This is a genomic window from Francisella orientalis FNO12, from assembly GCF_001042525.2.
GTDB lineage: Bacteria > Pseudomonadota > Gammaproteobacteria > Francisellales > Francisellaceae > Francisella > Francisella orientalis.
Window position 1 is genome coordinate 1,760,071 of the sequence record NZ_CP011921.2, and the last position, 16,188, is coordinate 1,776,258.

Sequence of the window (16,188 nt, forward strand, 5' to 3'; positions counted from 1 at the left end):
TATAGGCAGAAAATTACTCGAAATAACCACCAGCAACAAAACGATCAATAAAATGTTGGCTAAAGTGCATTTTATTCAATTTAACATTTTCCAAAAGTTGCTGATATTGACCTGACTTGAAAATATAATCAAGAACATAAAATACATTACCTTTACCAACTATCTTTTCAACCTTTTCTTCGAAATTAGAAAAATCTGTTTTTTCATCAATATAATCATCTAATAAAGAGCAAAGCTTATCTATAGTTTTCTCATCAGCTCTGTCAAAGTACTTTGCAACCTCATAATGAAACTCATACTTACTATCATGAAAAAATGGGTATACATTTCCTTTCCAAGCAACTTTATAAGCATCATCAACGTAGCTACTACTTAAAACATTCAGCTTCATAAGATGATAGTAAAATTTATTTGTATTCATTTGATTTTCCTATTTTATTTATTAAGCTCTTCTTGAACTATTTGATTAACCTGCTTAGGGTTTGCCTTACCTTTACTTGCTTTCATAGCTTGACCAACAAAGAAGCTCGTAAGCTTAGTCTTACCAGCTTTAAAATCAGCTGCTTGTTGAGGGTTAGCCACAATTATACCTTGAACTAATTCTCTTATCGCACCCTCATCTGATACTTGTTTCAAACCTAGTTTCTCGATGATATTAGCAACAGATGTTACTGACTCAATGTACTCTGCTATGACTTTTTTGGCATTTGCTTGTGAGATAACATCTTTTTGTACATTATCAATAATCTCTAATAGAATCTCTACAGGAATAATATCTGCTGAGAATTCTTTTTCCGCTCTATTAAGAGTTGATATTAGATCAACTGTTATCCAGTTATACGCCGGCTTATAACCTATCACAGCTGCTATTTCGTCATAGTAATCTGCTATTTCAAGATTTGATAATAAAAACTCAACTTCTTGATCAGCTAAATGCTCACGATATACTGCTTCACGCTCTTCTGGCTTAAGTGGCACCTGCTTTTTGATACTTTCGATATATTCATCAGTTATTACCAACGGTAATAGATCTGGATCTGGGAAGTAACGATAATCAAAAGCATCCTCTTTTGCGCGCATTGAGCGTGTTTCATTTGCATCAGCATCATATAGACGAGTTTCTTGAACAACTTCTCCTCCAGACTCCAGCACAGCTATTTGACGAGCATATTCATACTCAATCGCTTTATCAATAAATCTAAACGAGTTTATGTTTTTAAGTTCTGCACGAGTACCAAACTTATCTTGACCTTTTGGTCTTATTGACAAGTTGACATCACATCTAAACGAGCCTTCTTGCATATTACCATCACATATACCCAAATGCTTGACTAACTGATGAAGCTTCTTAAGATAAGAAATCACTTCTTCAGATGACCTAAAATCAGGATATGTAACAATTTCTAAAAGTGGTGTACCTGCACGGTTATAATCTAACCCTGTCTCGCCAGCAACATAGCCATGAACTGATTTACCAGCATCTTCTTCTAGATGAGCCCTCTCAATTCTGATAGTTTTGGCTCCATTAGAAGTTTCAATCTCTAGCTTACCCTCTTGGACTATTGGATTATTAGATTGACTAATCTGGTAGCCTTTTGGTAAATCTGGATAAAAGTAATTCTTACGTGCGAAGAAACTATCTTTTGATATTTTAGCATCTACAGCTAAACCAAATATAACAGCTTTACGAATAGCTTCTTTATTTACTACAGGCAAAGTTCCTAGCAAACCTAAATCCAAAAATGCAGCCTGAGTATTTTGATGCTGCCCATATTTTGTTGCAGAAGTCGAAAACAGCTTAGATTTAGTACTTAACTGAATATGGACCTCTAGCCCTATCACCATTTCCCAATTCACTATTAAATCCTCGCTTGTTCTAAAATAAATTCTTCAATACCATAATTATTTTGATATTGTGTGACCATTTGCGTCAAAACATTATCATTAAATGCTTTAGCCATGAACTGACCACCAACAGGTAAATCATTAGCAAAACCAATTGGAAAAGCTATTGCTGGTAGACCTGATATATTAGCTGGTATAGTATAAATATCTGATAGATATGCTGAAACAGGATCTAACTTATCGCCTTTTTTGAAAGCTTCACTTGGAGCCGCAGGCATGAATATAACATCAACTTGCTCAAATATTTGATTAATTTGATCAGTCATTACCTTACGTAGCTGCTGAGCCTTATTATAATAAGAGTCATACTGACTTGATGCTAACACATAGTTCCCTATAATAATTCTACGCTTAACTTCTTCACCAAAACCATCTGTACGAGATTTTCTGTATAGCTCATCTAAATCTCTAGCTTCTGGATTACGGTAGCCATATCTAATACCATCATATCTAGCTAGGTTAGCCGCTGCTTCTGCTGGCGTTATGATATAGTAAGTTGAAAGAGCCTCTTTTAAATCAGGAACTTTAACTGACTTTATTTCGGCTCCTAGCTTCTCAAAGTTTTTAAGTGTTGTTACTACTGCTTGTTGGATTTGCTCTGGTAGATCTTTGATCAAACTTTCATCAACACCAATTACTTTACCTGAAATATCTTTTTCTAAGTCTTGTGTGAAATGATTTTCTTTGACACCAACACAGGTAGAATCATACTGACACTCCCCAGAGATAGTATCCAACATAATAGCCACATCTTCAGCATAATGCCCAAAAATACCTGCTTGATCAAAAGATGATGCAAAGGCTACCATACCAAATCTTGAAGTACTTCCATAAGTTGGCTTCATAGCTGTTAGACCACAAAAACTCGCAGGCTGTCTTACAGATCCACCAGTATCCGAACCTGTACTAACAGGAGCAAAGCCTGCAGCAACCGCTGCTGCTGAACCACCTGAAGATCCCCCAGGTACTCTATCCAAGTCCCAAGGATTACTAACAGCTCCGTAATAGCTATGCTCATTAGTGGAGCCCATAGCGAACTCATCCATATTTAGCTTACCAAGATTTACCATACCTTGATCTTTACAGTTTTTTGTAACTGTTGAATCATATGGAGCTACAAAGTTATCTAGCATCTTAGAAGCTGCTGTTGTTTTGATACCTTTTGTACAAAAAAGATCTTTATGCAAAATAGGTATACCAGTCAATAAGTTTTGCTTACCTGCAGAAATAATAGCATCGGCATTTTCTGCTTCTTTTAGCGCCTCTGCTTCACATAGTGTAATTACAGAGTTTATATTTTTATCTTGGTCTTTTATTTTTGCTAGATATTGCTTAGCTAATTCAACCGCTGTGACTTCGCCACTATCTAATCTAGCTCTCAATTTTTTAATATATGACATTGCTCACCCTATTTAACAACCTGTGGCACCATAAAATAATCATCAACTACTTCACAAGCAAATTTATCAAAACTTGCTCGATTATCTTGATCTTGAGGAATATCTTCACGAAATTTAAAATCAACACTAATTGGAGAAACCATCGGTGTAACTCCATTGGCATCAAAATCTTTGGCGGCATCAAGTATCTTACAAATATTAGTAAGATCTTGAGTATATTGCTCTAACTGCTGCTCATTCAAATCAAAACAAGATAGCTTAGCAATATGTTTTACTAGTTTTTTATCCATTTAAACACCCAAATAAATCATTAGAAACAAATACCTATAAATTATAGAATACTCATAAACATAAAGAAAGGTGTAGCTATTGCTATTTTATATTTGATGGTTGATTCTGTATTTGCTCTTTTACTGTTACAGGCTTAATCACTGACTCACTCTTTTTGATACCTATATGTAGCTGGCTACTGTTTAGTTTTATTGGGAAACCATTGTATCTACGCCATAGCTCATAACCTAGACTAACATCATTAAGTAATACCCAACCATGTACTTTGGTACCTAATCTTAATACATCAGGAGATGGCCAATCCCTACTACCACTTTGTTTAACAAATATCTTAAACTGTCCTTGGGCATTATTTTGTGGAGAGATAAATATAACCTCACCTTCAAAGGTACCGATTGCTACCTAAGGCCATTCACTAAATTGTATAGCAGGCCACCCCTCAAATTGTAACATTACATTATCTCCGACCTTGACCATAGGGACATCCATACTATTAACCTATAACTCAACTATTCTAGACTTACTCTCTGGAACTATAACCACTAATACATCTGTATCTTTGACTATTACCCCTCCCATACCATGGATACGATCCATTATCACACCATCTGTAGGAGCTTTGACTAGACGACTTTGTTGACGTGCTATTTGTGCCTTTACTTTCGCTAGATCAACATTAAGTTTTGATAGTTCTTGAGTATAGTTAACCATCTCCATCTGAGCCTGCTCATATATTCTTTGAGTACTAGCTCCTTTATCTATAAGATATTTATGTCTTTCAATATTGTTTTGAGTATTCTTTATAGCTAACTTAACTAACTTGATACCTAGTTCAATTGCAGCTTTTTCTTCTTCTAAACGAGAGACAACCTCAGGATCAAGATCAAGTACCTCAACAATAGGATCACCTTTCTTAACAGTATCTCCTTCAAATACATACCACTTACCTAGCCTACATCCAATAGGTGCAGATATATTTTGCTGGCGCTCAGATGGTGATAAGGTTGTAACATCTCCATAGCCATCAACTGTCTGTTGCCATGGAATCATAGCCAAGACAACTACAACTACAACTACAACTACAACTACAACTACAACTACAACTACAACTACAACTACAACTACAACTACAACTACAACTACAACTACAACTACAACTACAACTACAACTACAATAATACTCAATAAAACTAAGAATATAATCTTTTTAAAGCTAGGATCTTTTCTAAGCATTTCTGATGATTTTAATTGCATCATTAAATCCCCATTTATTGAATAGATATGATTAATGTTGGTATTGCTATTTTACGTAGTATATGAGTAATCGCCATATCACCATTTCTATTTGTCAAGCCATACGAATCCATTAATATTAATAGCTTAGGTTGTTTTAAAATAGCCCTTATCAAATTCATCTTTAATACTACCATCGTATTAAACTCTAAATTGTATTTGATAGTTTGTGAGTCAATTTCTTTTTCAAAATGCTTTTCAAGAAAATTAACACCGAAAATATCTGATAATTCACTTAGATAACCAAGTCTCTCTTGAGAAAAATCACTCTCACATAAGTTATCAAGCACAGTACCTGTAATGACCTCTATACCACTAGCAATATGGATTTTGTCACTAATTTCTTGCTTAGAGTAGTTTATCAGACAAACTCCACTTAATTTTATTACTCCAAGAGAATCATCATCAAAGAATGAATCTAGAAGCTTTTGTGCGCTATTTATAGATAAACAAAGTTCATAAAACTGATTTTGAGTGTAATCAAAAGTATACTTTTGCTCATCCTCCGCAGATACAACATCAAATGATACAACATTATCAGTCAGCTTAGCCTCTTTATGCTCTGCACGCACTTTATCTTCTTGAGAAATCTCCAATAAATCTAGAATCTTGCGCACTGCAACAAGAAAGCCATAACAATCATATAAATATTGACTAAACTTCAGTAATCCAAGTAAAACTATATTGACCAAAAGCTCTGCAGCAATCAACTGTCCGATAGATAATTGTCCATTTATGATAAGATAACTACCGATACCTAGTAATAGAATATTTATAAATATATATGTCAGACCTATGTAAACATGTTGTCTAAAGACAACACCGAAGAAATTAGATCTAGCATCTAAATAGTTACATAGTTTGGTATCGGCCTTTTTCATAAAATTATTTAGAGGTCGTTGTTTAAATGATAAAAACTCCGCTGTTTTCTCTCCAAGAGAGTCAACAATATCATAAATATTACTCGACTCTTTAAGTCCTGCTTTATACCCAGCGTTCATCGGCACAAATATTGACAGTATGATACGAGTAATCAATAAAATATCGAAGACTAAAAATAATGGATTATAAAACGCTAAAATAATTACACAAAAAAGAGTCTGTAAGAATATATCAAAAAGGATTATAAGAATAACTGATACCGACTTTTTCAAAAACTTAAGTTCAAAAGCCCTGTTAATTTTCTCGCGAACATTTATCTTATCTAATTTATTAAAATCAACTCGATAGATAGCAGTTATTACTCGTAGCACTACATCTACAAAAATTTTTCGTTGGATATCCTCAACAAGCTTTAGTTGAAAAATCCTCACAAAAAAAGCTGCCGTCGGCAGGAGAAACAAAATAGTTATCAACGATATAACGGGCCTAATAGACAAGCTAACGCCAACAAGATTAACCAATGTCTGAACAGATACAGGAATTGTGAGTGATAAAAAACCTAATAATAAACTATATAACCAGTGTATATACAGTATGCTTAGGAATTTTCAAAACTGTTTTAATTTGTTTATACAGCATAATAAATAGAAGACAATATCAATAATAAATATACTACTTTAGTATAATATTGTTTTAAATAATGTCTACACTAGGATATTAATTTTATGTAATGATACTACATGTATCTAGCAAAGATACATATTTGTAGTAAAGAGATAATTTGAAACCGGTTACAAACCATTTCTAAACTTTGATTGACCTTGCAAAAACATGATCAATTTCTTTTAGATAAGTTTTCTTAATACCCTCAAAATCCATTTCTGGAACATCTAAAATAATACTATGCTCATCTTGCATGACTTTTTGTAAGTTCTTAGAGAATGACTCACCTTGCTTAAGATCAAAAGCAACTTGCTGAATAATCTTGTAACAATCCTCACGCATAAATGGTGTATTTGCTACTAAGAAATGTAAATAGAAGCTTGATAAATACGCACTTGTACTTCTTACTCTATCTTCGATAATATCTTTTTGAACTACAAGATTATCGATAGTATTTTTCATTCTACGTAGTGCATAAACCATAATACCAAAGTTATCTGGTAAGTAAAAACGCTCTGCTGAAGAATGAGAAATATCTCTTTCATGCCATAGTACACAATTTTCTAATGCTATAGACACATGAGATCTTAACATTCTTGCCATACCTGTTAAATTCTCGGTAGAAATTGGGTTTTTCTTATGTGGCATAGTTGAAGAACCTTTTTGACCCTTAGAAAAACCTTCATACACTTCAAAAACATCACTTCTATGTAAATGTCTAATCTCTACTGCTAATCTCTCAATAGCAGAAGCAATAAGTCCATGAATAGATATTAACTTAGCGATTCTATCTCTTGGGATAACCTGTGTTGATACTTCTTCAACAAGTAAACCTAAAATATCAACGGCTTTTTTCTCATCTTCTGTAGTTAAAATACAGTAGTTACCTACCGCACCTGAGAACTGTACTGTCAAACCATCTTTTTGGAATTCTTTAAGATCTTTTAGCCTACGTTTAAATTCAACATACGCTCCTAAAAACTTCTGACCAAAACTCATAGGTTCTGCAAACATACCATGACTTCTACCCATTGTGATAATTTCTTTTGTTTCTTGAGCTTTTGCCAATAATGAATCACATAAAGACTCTAAGTCTCTAACAACATACTCCATTGACTCACGGATCTGTAAGCTAAGAGCTGAATCGATAATATCTGAAGATGTAACACCAAAATGAAAAAACTTCCCAATTTCAGCAGTGAATTGCTCAGCAATTGAAGTACAAAAAGCTATAATATCATGCTTGGTAACCTTCTCGATTTCATCAACTCTATCAGGTCTAATCTCTGCTTTAGCACGAATCTCAGCTGCCGTACCCTTAGGAACCATTTTGTCCTCTAAAGCTTCCAGAATTGCTAACTCAACCTCAAGCATTTTTGCATATTTATTTTCATCTGCCCAAATCTTTGAGATTTCTGCTACGTCATACCTTTTTATCATCTTACTATCCTATTCGATAAACATGTATAAGCACCCTCTACACATCAGACACAAAAACATATGGCTGAAAACAAGAAGCGACTATATACAATGATTTATTTGATTCAACATAAATATATTTTAATTCTCTCAAATGGAGCCATATTGTCAACATTTTTATAAATATTACTCTCCAACGATTTTACTAATTTTTTTCAGCTCATTTGCTATAATACTATCTAGAGATTATGACTAAAAATACTTATTGTTTTTAATATACAATTCAAAATAGATTACCTAGTAAAAGGAGATAGCATGAAAAAGCTTATGTTCACATCAATCGCAATTATGACTCTAGCATCTACAGGCTATAGCTCGGTATTAAAAGGTAGTGACTATATTTCAACAGATGTTGGTACAACATATAATTTTGAACGTGTTGATGCTGATGATAAAGATAACTTCTTAGTTCAAACAACAATAAAGAACTGTAACGATAATAAGACATCATGTCAATATTTCAGCGAAATTAAAGATCCATCAGGCAAAGAAGTCTCTCAATCAAAGTATGTATATAGCTATATAACTAAAAATAACGGCAATGTATATATCCAATACCCTAATTCTGATAAAGAAACTCTACTCTTACCAGCTACAAAAGTTGTTATATCATCATGCCGGTCCTCTTCTAAAACTTTATAATTTGCCATATAACTTTGTTTGACAAATTTATCAATATCTCCAGCAAAAATGATATCCGTATCTAAATTTAAACGCTGAAAAGCATGTTCTATCGCCCCAATACCTGAAAAAACAGTTGCTAATCTAATTTTTACATTAGGATTTATAAACTTCTTTTCTTGCCAACTCATAAATATCTTACCCAACCCACTTCCTAGCATTTCTAAACATTCTCATCCATATAGAATACTCTTCATACTCTGCTGGGATATGAGAGTTTGTAATAGCTCTATAAACACGCTCTGGATGCGGCATCATTGCAAGGACACGACCATTTAGAGCTGTGACAGCTGTTAGACCGTTTACTGCACCATTTGGATTATATGGATACATTTCCGTTGCTTGACCTTGACCATCGATATATTTAAGAGCTACTTGCGAACTTGCTAGCATAGCTTGTTGCTGGCTGTCATTTTCAAATAATGGCCGACCTTCACCATGAGCTACTGCAATTGGTGCTTTTGTGCCTGCCATATCAGCAAACCAAATAGAGCCAGATTCTTGAATCTCTACCATAGAAGCTCTAGCCTCAAACTGCTCTGATTTATTCTTAATAAATATCGGCCAATTTTCAGCGCCTTTAATCAATGATTTAAGCTGTGTAAGCATTTGACAACCATTACACACACCTAATGCTAGAGTATCATCACGACCAAAGAATTTGCTGAACTCATCTCTTAGCTTCTCGGTAAATAAGATATTCTTTGCCCAGCCACCGCCAGCACCTAAAACATCACCATACGAGAAACCACCACAAGCTACTAATACTTTGAAATCTGCCAAAGTTACACGCCCAGCATGTAAATCTGACATATGAACATCATGAGCCTCAAAACCAGCTGTAGTAAATGCTGCTGCCATCTCAACTTGACCGTTGACGCCTTGCTCTCTTAGGATTGCTACTTTGGGCTTCTCAACATTGACAAACTTAGCTGTAATATCCTCTTCAAGATCAAATGTCGCCTCAACATGGATACCTTTATCATTAGTATTTAAAATACTATCAAACTCTTGTTTAGCGCATTCACTATTATCACGAATCGATTGGATTTGATAAGAAGTCTCAGCCCACCATCTTTGTAAATTCACACGCGTATTTGAGTATACTTTTTCACCATTTGCAAAGATATTTAACTCATCGCTAGAGTTTAGCTTGGCTATTTCACACAGGTAAATTTGAGTATCTTTAAACATCTCTTCAATTAGTGCTACATCGCTATTTTTAACTTGGATAACAGCTCCTACTTCTTCAGCAAAGAGTTTCGCTAGCACATCTTGGGTTTGTAGTTTAATATCTAAACCTTTACGCCCAGCGAATGACATCTCTGCTAAAGTTGCAAATACACCGCCATCAGATACATCATGATATGCTAAGATTTTATTTTCAGCTTTTAGCTCTGTAATATTTTCAAATAGCACTTTCAACTTACTTGCTTCAACATCCGGTGCAACATTACCAACTTGGTTATAAGCTTGAGCTAAGCATGTAGCTCCAAGCCTACCAGCACCATTTGATAGATCAATGTGTAAAACAGTTGTATCATTATCATCAACTAAAACTGGTGTAAGAGTCTTACGCGCATTTGTCACGGGTGAGAAACCTGAAATCACTAACGATAAAGGCGATGTAACAGATTTAGCTTGGCCATTATCTGACCACTTAGTTTTCATTGACATTGAGTCTTTACCAACTGGTATTGCAATACCCAACGCTGGTGCAAATTCCATACCAACAGCTTTTACAGTTTCATATAATTTTTGGTTTTCGTCACCCTGATTTGCAGCAACCATCCAATTTGCAGATAGGCGAATGTCACTTAGCTTTTCGATATCGGAAGCTAATAAGTTTGTTACAGTCTCAGCAATTGCTAATCTACCAGAAGCAGCAGCATTGATACTAGCAACAGGAGTTCTTTCACCCATGGCCATAGCCTCACCTGCTTGACTATCGACTGTAGCAGTTGTCACAGCACAGTCTGCAACGGGCACTTGCCATGGACCAACCATTTGATCGCGTGCAACCATACCAGTAATACTTCTATCACCAATTGTTATTAAGAATGACTTAGAAGATACTGCTGGTACTTTTAGCACTCTTTCAATCGCATCATCAAGCTTAATAGCACTTGTATCAAAAGCATCTTGCTCTACTTTAACAGTTTTAACATCAATATGCATTTGCGGAGTATTACCAAATAATAGTCCCATTGGTAAATCAACTGGCTTATTATCGAAATACTCATCATTCAACGTAATATGCTTCTCAGAGATTGCCTCACCAACCACAGCAAATGGACATCTTTCTCTATTACAAAGCTGTTCAAAAAGCTCTAGTGATTCAGGATCAACAGATAACACATATCTTTCTTGCGACTCATTTGACCATATTTCTAGTGGAGAAAGTCCTTCTTCGCCAACATTAACTTTTCTAAGCTCAAAATGCCCACCAACATTACCATCCTTGACAAGCTCAGGGAATGCATTCGATATACCACCAGCTCCAACATCATGGATAAATGTGATTGGATTATGCTCACCCATTTGCCAACATCTATCGATAACCTCTTGGCAACGACGCTCCATCTCAGCATTATCACGCTGAACTGATGCAAAATCTTGCTCTGAATTAGTATCAGAAGATACAACCGAAGATACAGCACCACCGCCTAGACCAATACGCATCGCAGGTCCACCAAGACAGATTAGCTTAGCACCAACTTTGATACCGCCTTTCTCAACATGCATTCTCTTGATATTACCCATACCTCCAGCAATCATAATTGGCTTGTGATACCCAAACCTCTCTTTACCAGCGGATGTGTTCACTTCTTGCTCAAAGGTACGGAAATAACCATTTAGATTTGGTCGACCAAACTCATTTGAATAATGAGCTCCACCTATTGGTGCCTCTAACATAATTTGAAGCGGTGTAACTATATGGTGTGGTTTACCATACTTGCTAGTCTCCCAAGCTTGTTCAAAATTTGGGATATTTAAGTTTGATACTGTAAAACCGGTTAAACCAGCTTTTGGTTTAGCTCCCAATCCAGTAGCTCCCTCATCACGAATCTCGCCACCAACACCAGTAGCTGAACCACTAAATGGAGCTATAGTAGTTGGGTGATTATGAGTTTCAACTTTCATCAAGATATCAACTTCTTCTTGATTGAAACTATAAACACCAGTTTGCGTATTTGAATAGAATCTTTGAGCAGTTGCACCCTCTATCACAGCAGCATTATCTTTATATGCAGAAAGTACACCTTTCGGAGATTTCTCAGTAGTGTTGCGAATCATTTTAAACAATGACTTATCTTGCTCTTGACCATCTATAGTCCATTTGGCATTAAAAATCTTATGTCTACAATGCTCTGAGTTTGCTTGAGCAAACATATATAGCTCAGTATCAGTAGGGTTTCTAGCAAGCTTTGTATACTCATCAGCTAAATAATCAATCTCTTGCTCACTTAAAGCTAATCCAAGCTTCTTATCCGCATCTTTGATAGCCTGAGCACCATTTTTTAGTACATTAACTGTCTCTAGCTCTTTTGGTGCTGTTACACTAAACAACCTATGCAGATCTTCTTTATAAGAAAAGACTTCCTCAACCATACGGTCATGAACTAAGTTTTCTATGGCTTTTAAATCACTATCAGAAACCTGTCCCTCAATACCAAAAAGAACAGCTCTTTCTACTCTCTTAACAGCATTGATACCAGTATTACGGATAATATCAGTAGCTTTTGATGACCATGGTGAAATTGTTCCAACTCTTGGAGCAGTGATAAAAGTATGACCTTTTGGTTCAGCTGAGCCATACTCTCTATTATAGTTGAGTAAAGATTTGACTATACTCTCCTGCTCACTATCTAACTCTGCCCCAAGCTCTACAACATGAATATATTGAGCAGATACAGACTCAACTTTATTAGATATTTTTTTAGCATCTGCTAAAATCTTCTCTCTTTTAAATGGAGATAATGCACTTAACCCTTCAAAAATTCTAATCATTAGCTATCAAACCCTTTATATTTCTTTTCTAATTCTTTTAACTCTTTTCTATGTCTTTCTAGCTCATTCAAATAAGCTTCGTCAACATCACCTGTAATATAATTACCAGAGAAAACACTATCCTCAAACTCTGTGATTTTAGGATTTTGCTTTTGGACTATCTGCTTTAGATCTTCTAGTGGTAAATAAATCAATCCATCAACTCCAATCCACTTACGAATTTCTTCTAACGATTTTCCATGTGCAACCAAGTCTGATTTAACAGGCATATCAATACCATATACATTTGGATAACAAACAGCTGGTGATACAGAAGCAAGATATACAGATTTTGCCCCTAAATCTCTAACCATTTCAATAATACGCTTAGATGTTGTACCTCTAACAATTGAGTCATCAACCAGCAAAACATTTTTATCCTTAAATTCTGCTGGAATTGGATTTAGCTTTCTTCTTACAAAATTCTTTCTATCGACATTCTCAGGCATGATAAATGTTCTACCAACATAGCGGTTTTTAACAAACCCCTCACGGTACTCAACACCCAAAGCAGTAGCTATCTCTTGGGCTGATGCTCTACCTGTCTCCGGCACGGGGATTACAATATCAATCTCTTTATCTTTCCATGTTTCTTTGATTCTTTGACTTAACACTTTACCAGCATCAACTCTAGCTTGATATACGCTTACGCCATTCATAATACTGTCAGGACGCGCAAAGTATACATACTCAAATAGACAAGGTGCTAAAACTGGATTTTTTGCACATATTTTAGAGTGAACTTGTCTATCTTCAGTAATAATTATTACCTCTCCAGGCTCAACATCTCTTAGTATATTAAATCCTGATATATCCAAAGAAACATTCTCACTAGCAACCATATATGCTTTCTCGCCATTGCCATATTCCTTAACTCCTAGTATCAAAGGTCGTATACCATACGAATCTCTAAAAGCTACTAGTCCAAAATTTGCTATCATCGCAGTACAAGCATAACCACCCTTCGCATGTTCAAAAACAAACTCGCATGCTTTATAGACAGCTTCAGGTGTTGGGCAACCTTTTGATTTATTCATACCGCATGCAAAAAAATTCAGAAGCAACTCTGAATCAGAAGTTGTGTTTAGATGACGTCTTTCGATACCATGTAACATCTGCGCAAGCTCATCAACATTTGTCAAATTACCATTATGCGCAAAGACTATGCCATGGGGATTATTTACATAAAAAGGCTGACTATCTGCAGCCCCTAGGCTTCCGGCAGTTGGATATCTGACATGACCTATACCCATTTTACCTTTTGACTTTTCTAGCTTTTCATCTGTAAATACATCACTTACAAGTCCTGTATTTTTGCGAATAAAAAAATGTCCTTGATCCATAGTCGCGATACCTGCAGCATCTTGGCCTCTATGCTGTAAAAGACCTAAACCATAAAACAATGGATAACTAACCTGATTTGGTCCAGCGACTCCTATAACTCCACACATAAAACTACCAACTACTTATTTATACCAATTTAATTAACAAACATATTATAGCAATATTTATCATAATAAATTAATCAAAATCATTGAATACTGCTAATGCGAAAAACCTCCTCTTTCGATATCTTTAGATTTATGCTCTAAAGAGTCAATAACATTTTTTAGATCTCTAATCATGAGCTCAGCTAAATCAAAGCTAAAGCCTCTTCTAACAAGTGCTCGCATAACTACCAAGTCTTGTCTATCTTTTGGCATCTAATAAGCTGCTATCTGCCAACCTCTAGCTCGAGTTTTTTTCAGAGATATCAAACAAATCATAACTTTTGCCTGTCTTAAGTGACCAACTCACCGCAGGAATACCACCTTTGCCAGCATGAATAATATCAAAGATACCCATACCCTTAATTTCTTTAGCAATATATTTTGCAACATCATAACTAAGCTTATGGAATTTTTATACCCTTCAAAACCAAGCTTGACAAAATTATAATACTGGACAACTATCTGACCACCAGGTCGAGAGAAATTCAAAGCAAATGTCGGCATATCACCACCAAGATAATTAACATTAAAAACCAAATCTTGGGGCAAGTATTTCTTATCTGCCCAAACAACCCAACCCACCCCTAACGGCGATAGACCAAACTTATATCCTGATGAATTAATTGACTTAACTCTTGGCAATCTAAAATCCCACTTCAGCTCAGGCTCTACAAATGGTGCCAAAAAGCCTCCTGAAGCAGCATCTACATGTACTGGAATATCAATACCTGTCTCTCTCAAATTTATCAAGTGCTTCACAAACTGCCTCAACAGGCTCATACTGACCTGTAAAGGTAACACCTAAAGTAGGCACAACTCCAATTGTATTTTCATCACAGTACTTAAGCATAGTTTCTGGAGTCATTATTAAACTTTCACTCGACATTGGAATCTCTCTAAGCTCAATATCCCAATATCTAGCAAATTTATGCCAGCAAACTTGTACAGGTCCTGTAACAAGATTAGGTTTTGTATAATCTTTACCTTGCGCTTTCATCTTATCTCGCCAGCGCCATTTCATCGCCATACCGCCAAGCATAGCTGCTCCAGATGAGCCAGTAGTTGAGCAGCCAATTGCACTTTCTGCTGACGAGCTCCATAGGTTTGCCAATATATTGACACATCGTGATCCTATCTCTGCAGTTTGAGGGTACTCATCTTTATCAATCATATTCTTATCAATGCAATCATCCATAAGCCTATGAATGAAATCATCAACTTCTGTTTGGCAAAATGTCGCTAAATTCAGCTTTGAATTACCATCGAGCATTAGCTCATCTTTGATTTGCTGATATACTTCAAAAGCATCATTTGATTTTTTGGGAATTTCAAATTTTGGTAATGATTCTTTATACAACTTATGTTTCATGTCATTTTTGGAATGTAACGCCATAATTGATTACCTCCTAGTAATGTTTATTCCTATAAATTCAAAATTTTGAATTTCGTATAAATCTATTTTTTGATTAGTGATGTTTTGACAACAAATTGAAATTATTAATTCTTGATAGTTGAATGTGAAAAAATCTTCTGGGTAATTATTACTTATCCATCGTGTATTTCGCTTAATGAAGTTCGCATCAGACAGCCCTCTAGCAATACCTAGAGCACTTCTTTTTACCTGAGCTTCTTTTAATGTCCATAACCTATAAAACTGATTATATGTGTCTTCGCTATTTTTTAAACTTTGATACTCTTGATTAGTAAAGTATCGCTCTGCTATCAAAAGAACATTTCTCTTTGAAGATATCTCCTCTGCATCAACACCTATATCTTTATTCGCAAAAACTATTATAGCTTTATTCTTAGTATGACTTATATTGAAATATAGTTCATAATCCTGTAGATCTGGCTTACTATGCTTATACTCAAATATTGGGGTAGCAATATCATAAAATTTTTCTAATACAAAATAACGAATAAACTGAGAAAATATTTTCTGCTTGTTATTTAGCTTTAGCGAATCAATATTGCTTTTAGAAGAAAGATAATTTCTAAGATCCTCAGCTTTATATTTTTCAAAATCTAAAATAAAAGCTGAAACTTGAGACATT

General features: G+C 35.1%; 9 protein-coding genes and 4 pseudogenes. 1 reads left to right on the forward strand and 12 read right to left on the reverse strand.

Annotation, left to right across the window (positions count from 1 at the left end):
• Nucleotides 1-13: 13 nt before the first annotated feature.
• The 7 genes and pseudogenes from FNO12_RS08995 to purB all read right to left on the reverse strand — a co-directional run bounded on the left by FNO12_RS08995 (nucleotide 14) and on the right by purB (nucleotide 7,874).
• Entirely contained in the window at nucleotides 14-421 is a 408-nt protein-coding gene (locus FNO12_RS08995) for a hypothetical protein (protein WP_014714585.1), read from the reverse strand.
• Between the two features lie 14 nt (nucleotides 422-435).
• Entirely contained in the window at nucleotides 436-1,857 is a 1,422-nt protein-coding gene (gene gatB, locus FNO12_RS09000) for an Asp-tRNA(Asn)/Glu-tRNA(Gln) amidotransferase subunit GatB (RefSeq protein ID WP_014714584.1), read from the reverse strand.
• Between the two features lie 2 nt (nucleotides 1,858-1,859).
• Nucleotides 1,860-3,305: an Asp-tRNA(Asn)/Glu-tRNA(Gln) amidotransferase subunit GatA gene (gene gatA / locus FNO12_RS09005; RefSeq protein ID WP_014714583.1), complete on the reverse strand. Its 1,446-nt coding sequence runs from the start codon at nucleotides 3,303-3,305 to the stop codon at nucleotides 1,860-1,862.
• A gap of 8 nt (nucleotides 3,306-3,313) precedes the next feature.
• On the reverse strand, nucleotides 3,314-3,595 hold the full coding sequence (gene gatC, locus FNO12_RS09010) for an Asp-tRNA(Asn)/Glu-tRNA(Gln) amidotransferase subunit GatC (protein WP_014714582.1): 282 nt from the start codon (nucleotides 3,593-3,595) through the stop codon (nucleotides 3,314-3,316).
• 82 nt (nucleotides 3,596-3,677) lie between these two features.
• Nucleotides 3,678-4,667, reverse strand: a pseudogene (locus FNO12_RS11275) (HlyD family secretion protein); the annotation flags it as partial.
• Between the two features lie 197 nt (nucleotides 4,668-4,864).
• A pseudogene (locus FNO12_RS09020) lies at nucleotides 4,865-6,410 on the reverse strand (ATP-binding cassette domain-containing protein).
• A 165-nt stretch (nucleotides 6,411-6,575) separates the two neighbouring features.
• Nucleotides 6,576-7,874 carry an adenylosuccinate lyase gene (gene purB, locus FNO12_RS09025; RefSeq protein WP_014714579.1) on the reverse strand — a complete coding sequence of 433 codons (1,299 nt, stop codon included), beginning with the start codon at nucleotides 7,872-7,874 and terminating at the stop codon, nucleotides 6,576-6,578.
• A 294-nt stretch (nucleotides 7,875-8,168) separates the two neighbouring features.
• Between purB and FNO12_RS09030 the strand changes: the two genes are divergently transcribed.
• Nucleotides 8,169-8,555 carry a hypothetical protein gene (locus FNO12_RS09030; RefSeq protein WP_014714578.1) on the forward strand — a complete coding sequence of 129 codons (387 nt, stop codon included), beginning with the start codon at nucleotides 8,169-8,171 and terminating at the stop codon, nucleotides 8,553-8,555.
• Nucleotides 8,556-8,572: 17 nt separating this feature from the next.
• Here FNO12_RS09030 and FNO12_RS11835 read toward each other — a convergent pair.
• The 5 genes and pseudogenes from FNO12_RS11835 to FNO12_RS09050 all read right to left on the reverse strand — a co-directional run.
• Nucleotides 8,573-8,755: pseudogene (locus tag FNO12_RS11835) on the reverse strand (hypothetical protein); the annotation flags it as partial.
• The gene (purL, locus tag FNO12_RS09035; protein ID WP_014714577.1) at nucleotides 8,733-12,605 is read right to left on the reverse strand and encodes a phosphoribosylformylglycinamidine synthase; all 3,873 of its coding nucleotides are present in this window, start codon (nucleotides 12,603-12,605) and stop codon (nucleotides 8,733-8,735) included. The gene purL and the pseudogene FNO12_RS11835, both read right to left, overlap by 23 nt.
• On the reverse strand, nucleotides 12,605-14,095 hold the full coding sequence (purF, locus tag FNO12_RS09040; protein ID WP_014714576.1) for an amidophosphoribosyltransferase: 1,491 nt from the start codon (nucleotides 14,093-14,095) through the stop codon (nucleotides 12,605-12,607). Before purF ends, purL begins: the two co-directional genes overlap by 1 nt.
• A gap of 93 nt (nucleotides 14,096-14,188) precedes the next feature.
• Nucleotides 14,189-15,527, reverse strand: a pseudogene (gene gad, locus FNO12_RS09045) (glutamate decarboxylase).
• Nucleotides 15,528-15,533: 6 nt separating this feature from the next.
• Nucleotides 15,534-16,187 carry a 4'-phosphopantetheinyl transferase family protein gene (locus FNO12_RS09050; protein ID WP_014714575.1) on the reverse strand — a complete coding sequence of 218 codons (654 nt, stop codon included), beginning with the start codon at nucleotides 16,185-16,187 and terminating at the stop codon, nucleotides 15,534-15,536.
• Between the last annotated feature and the right edge of the window lies 1 nt (nucleotide 16,188).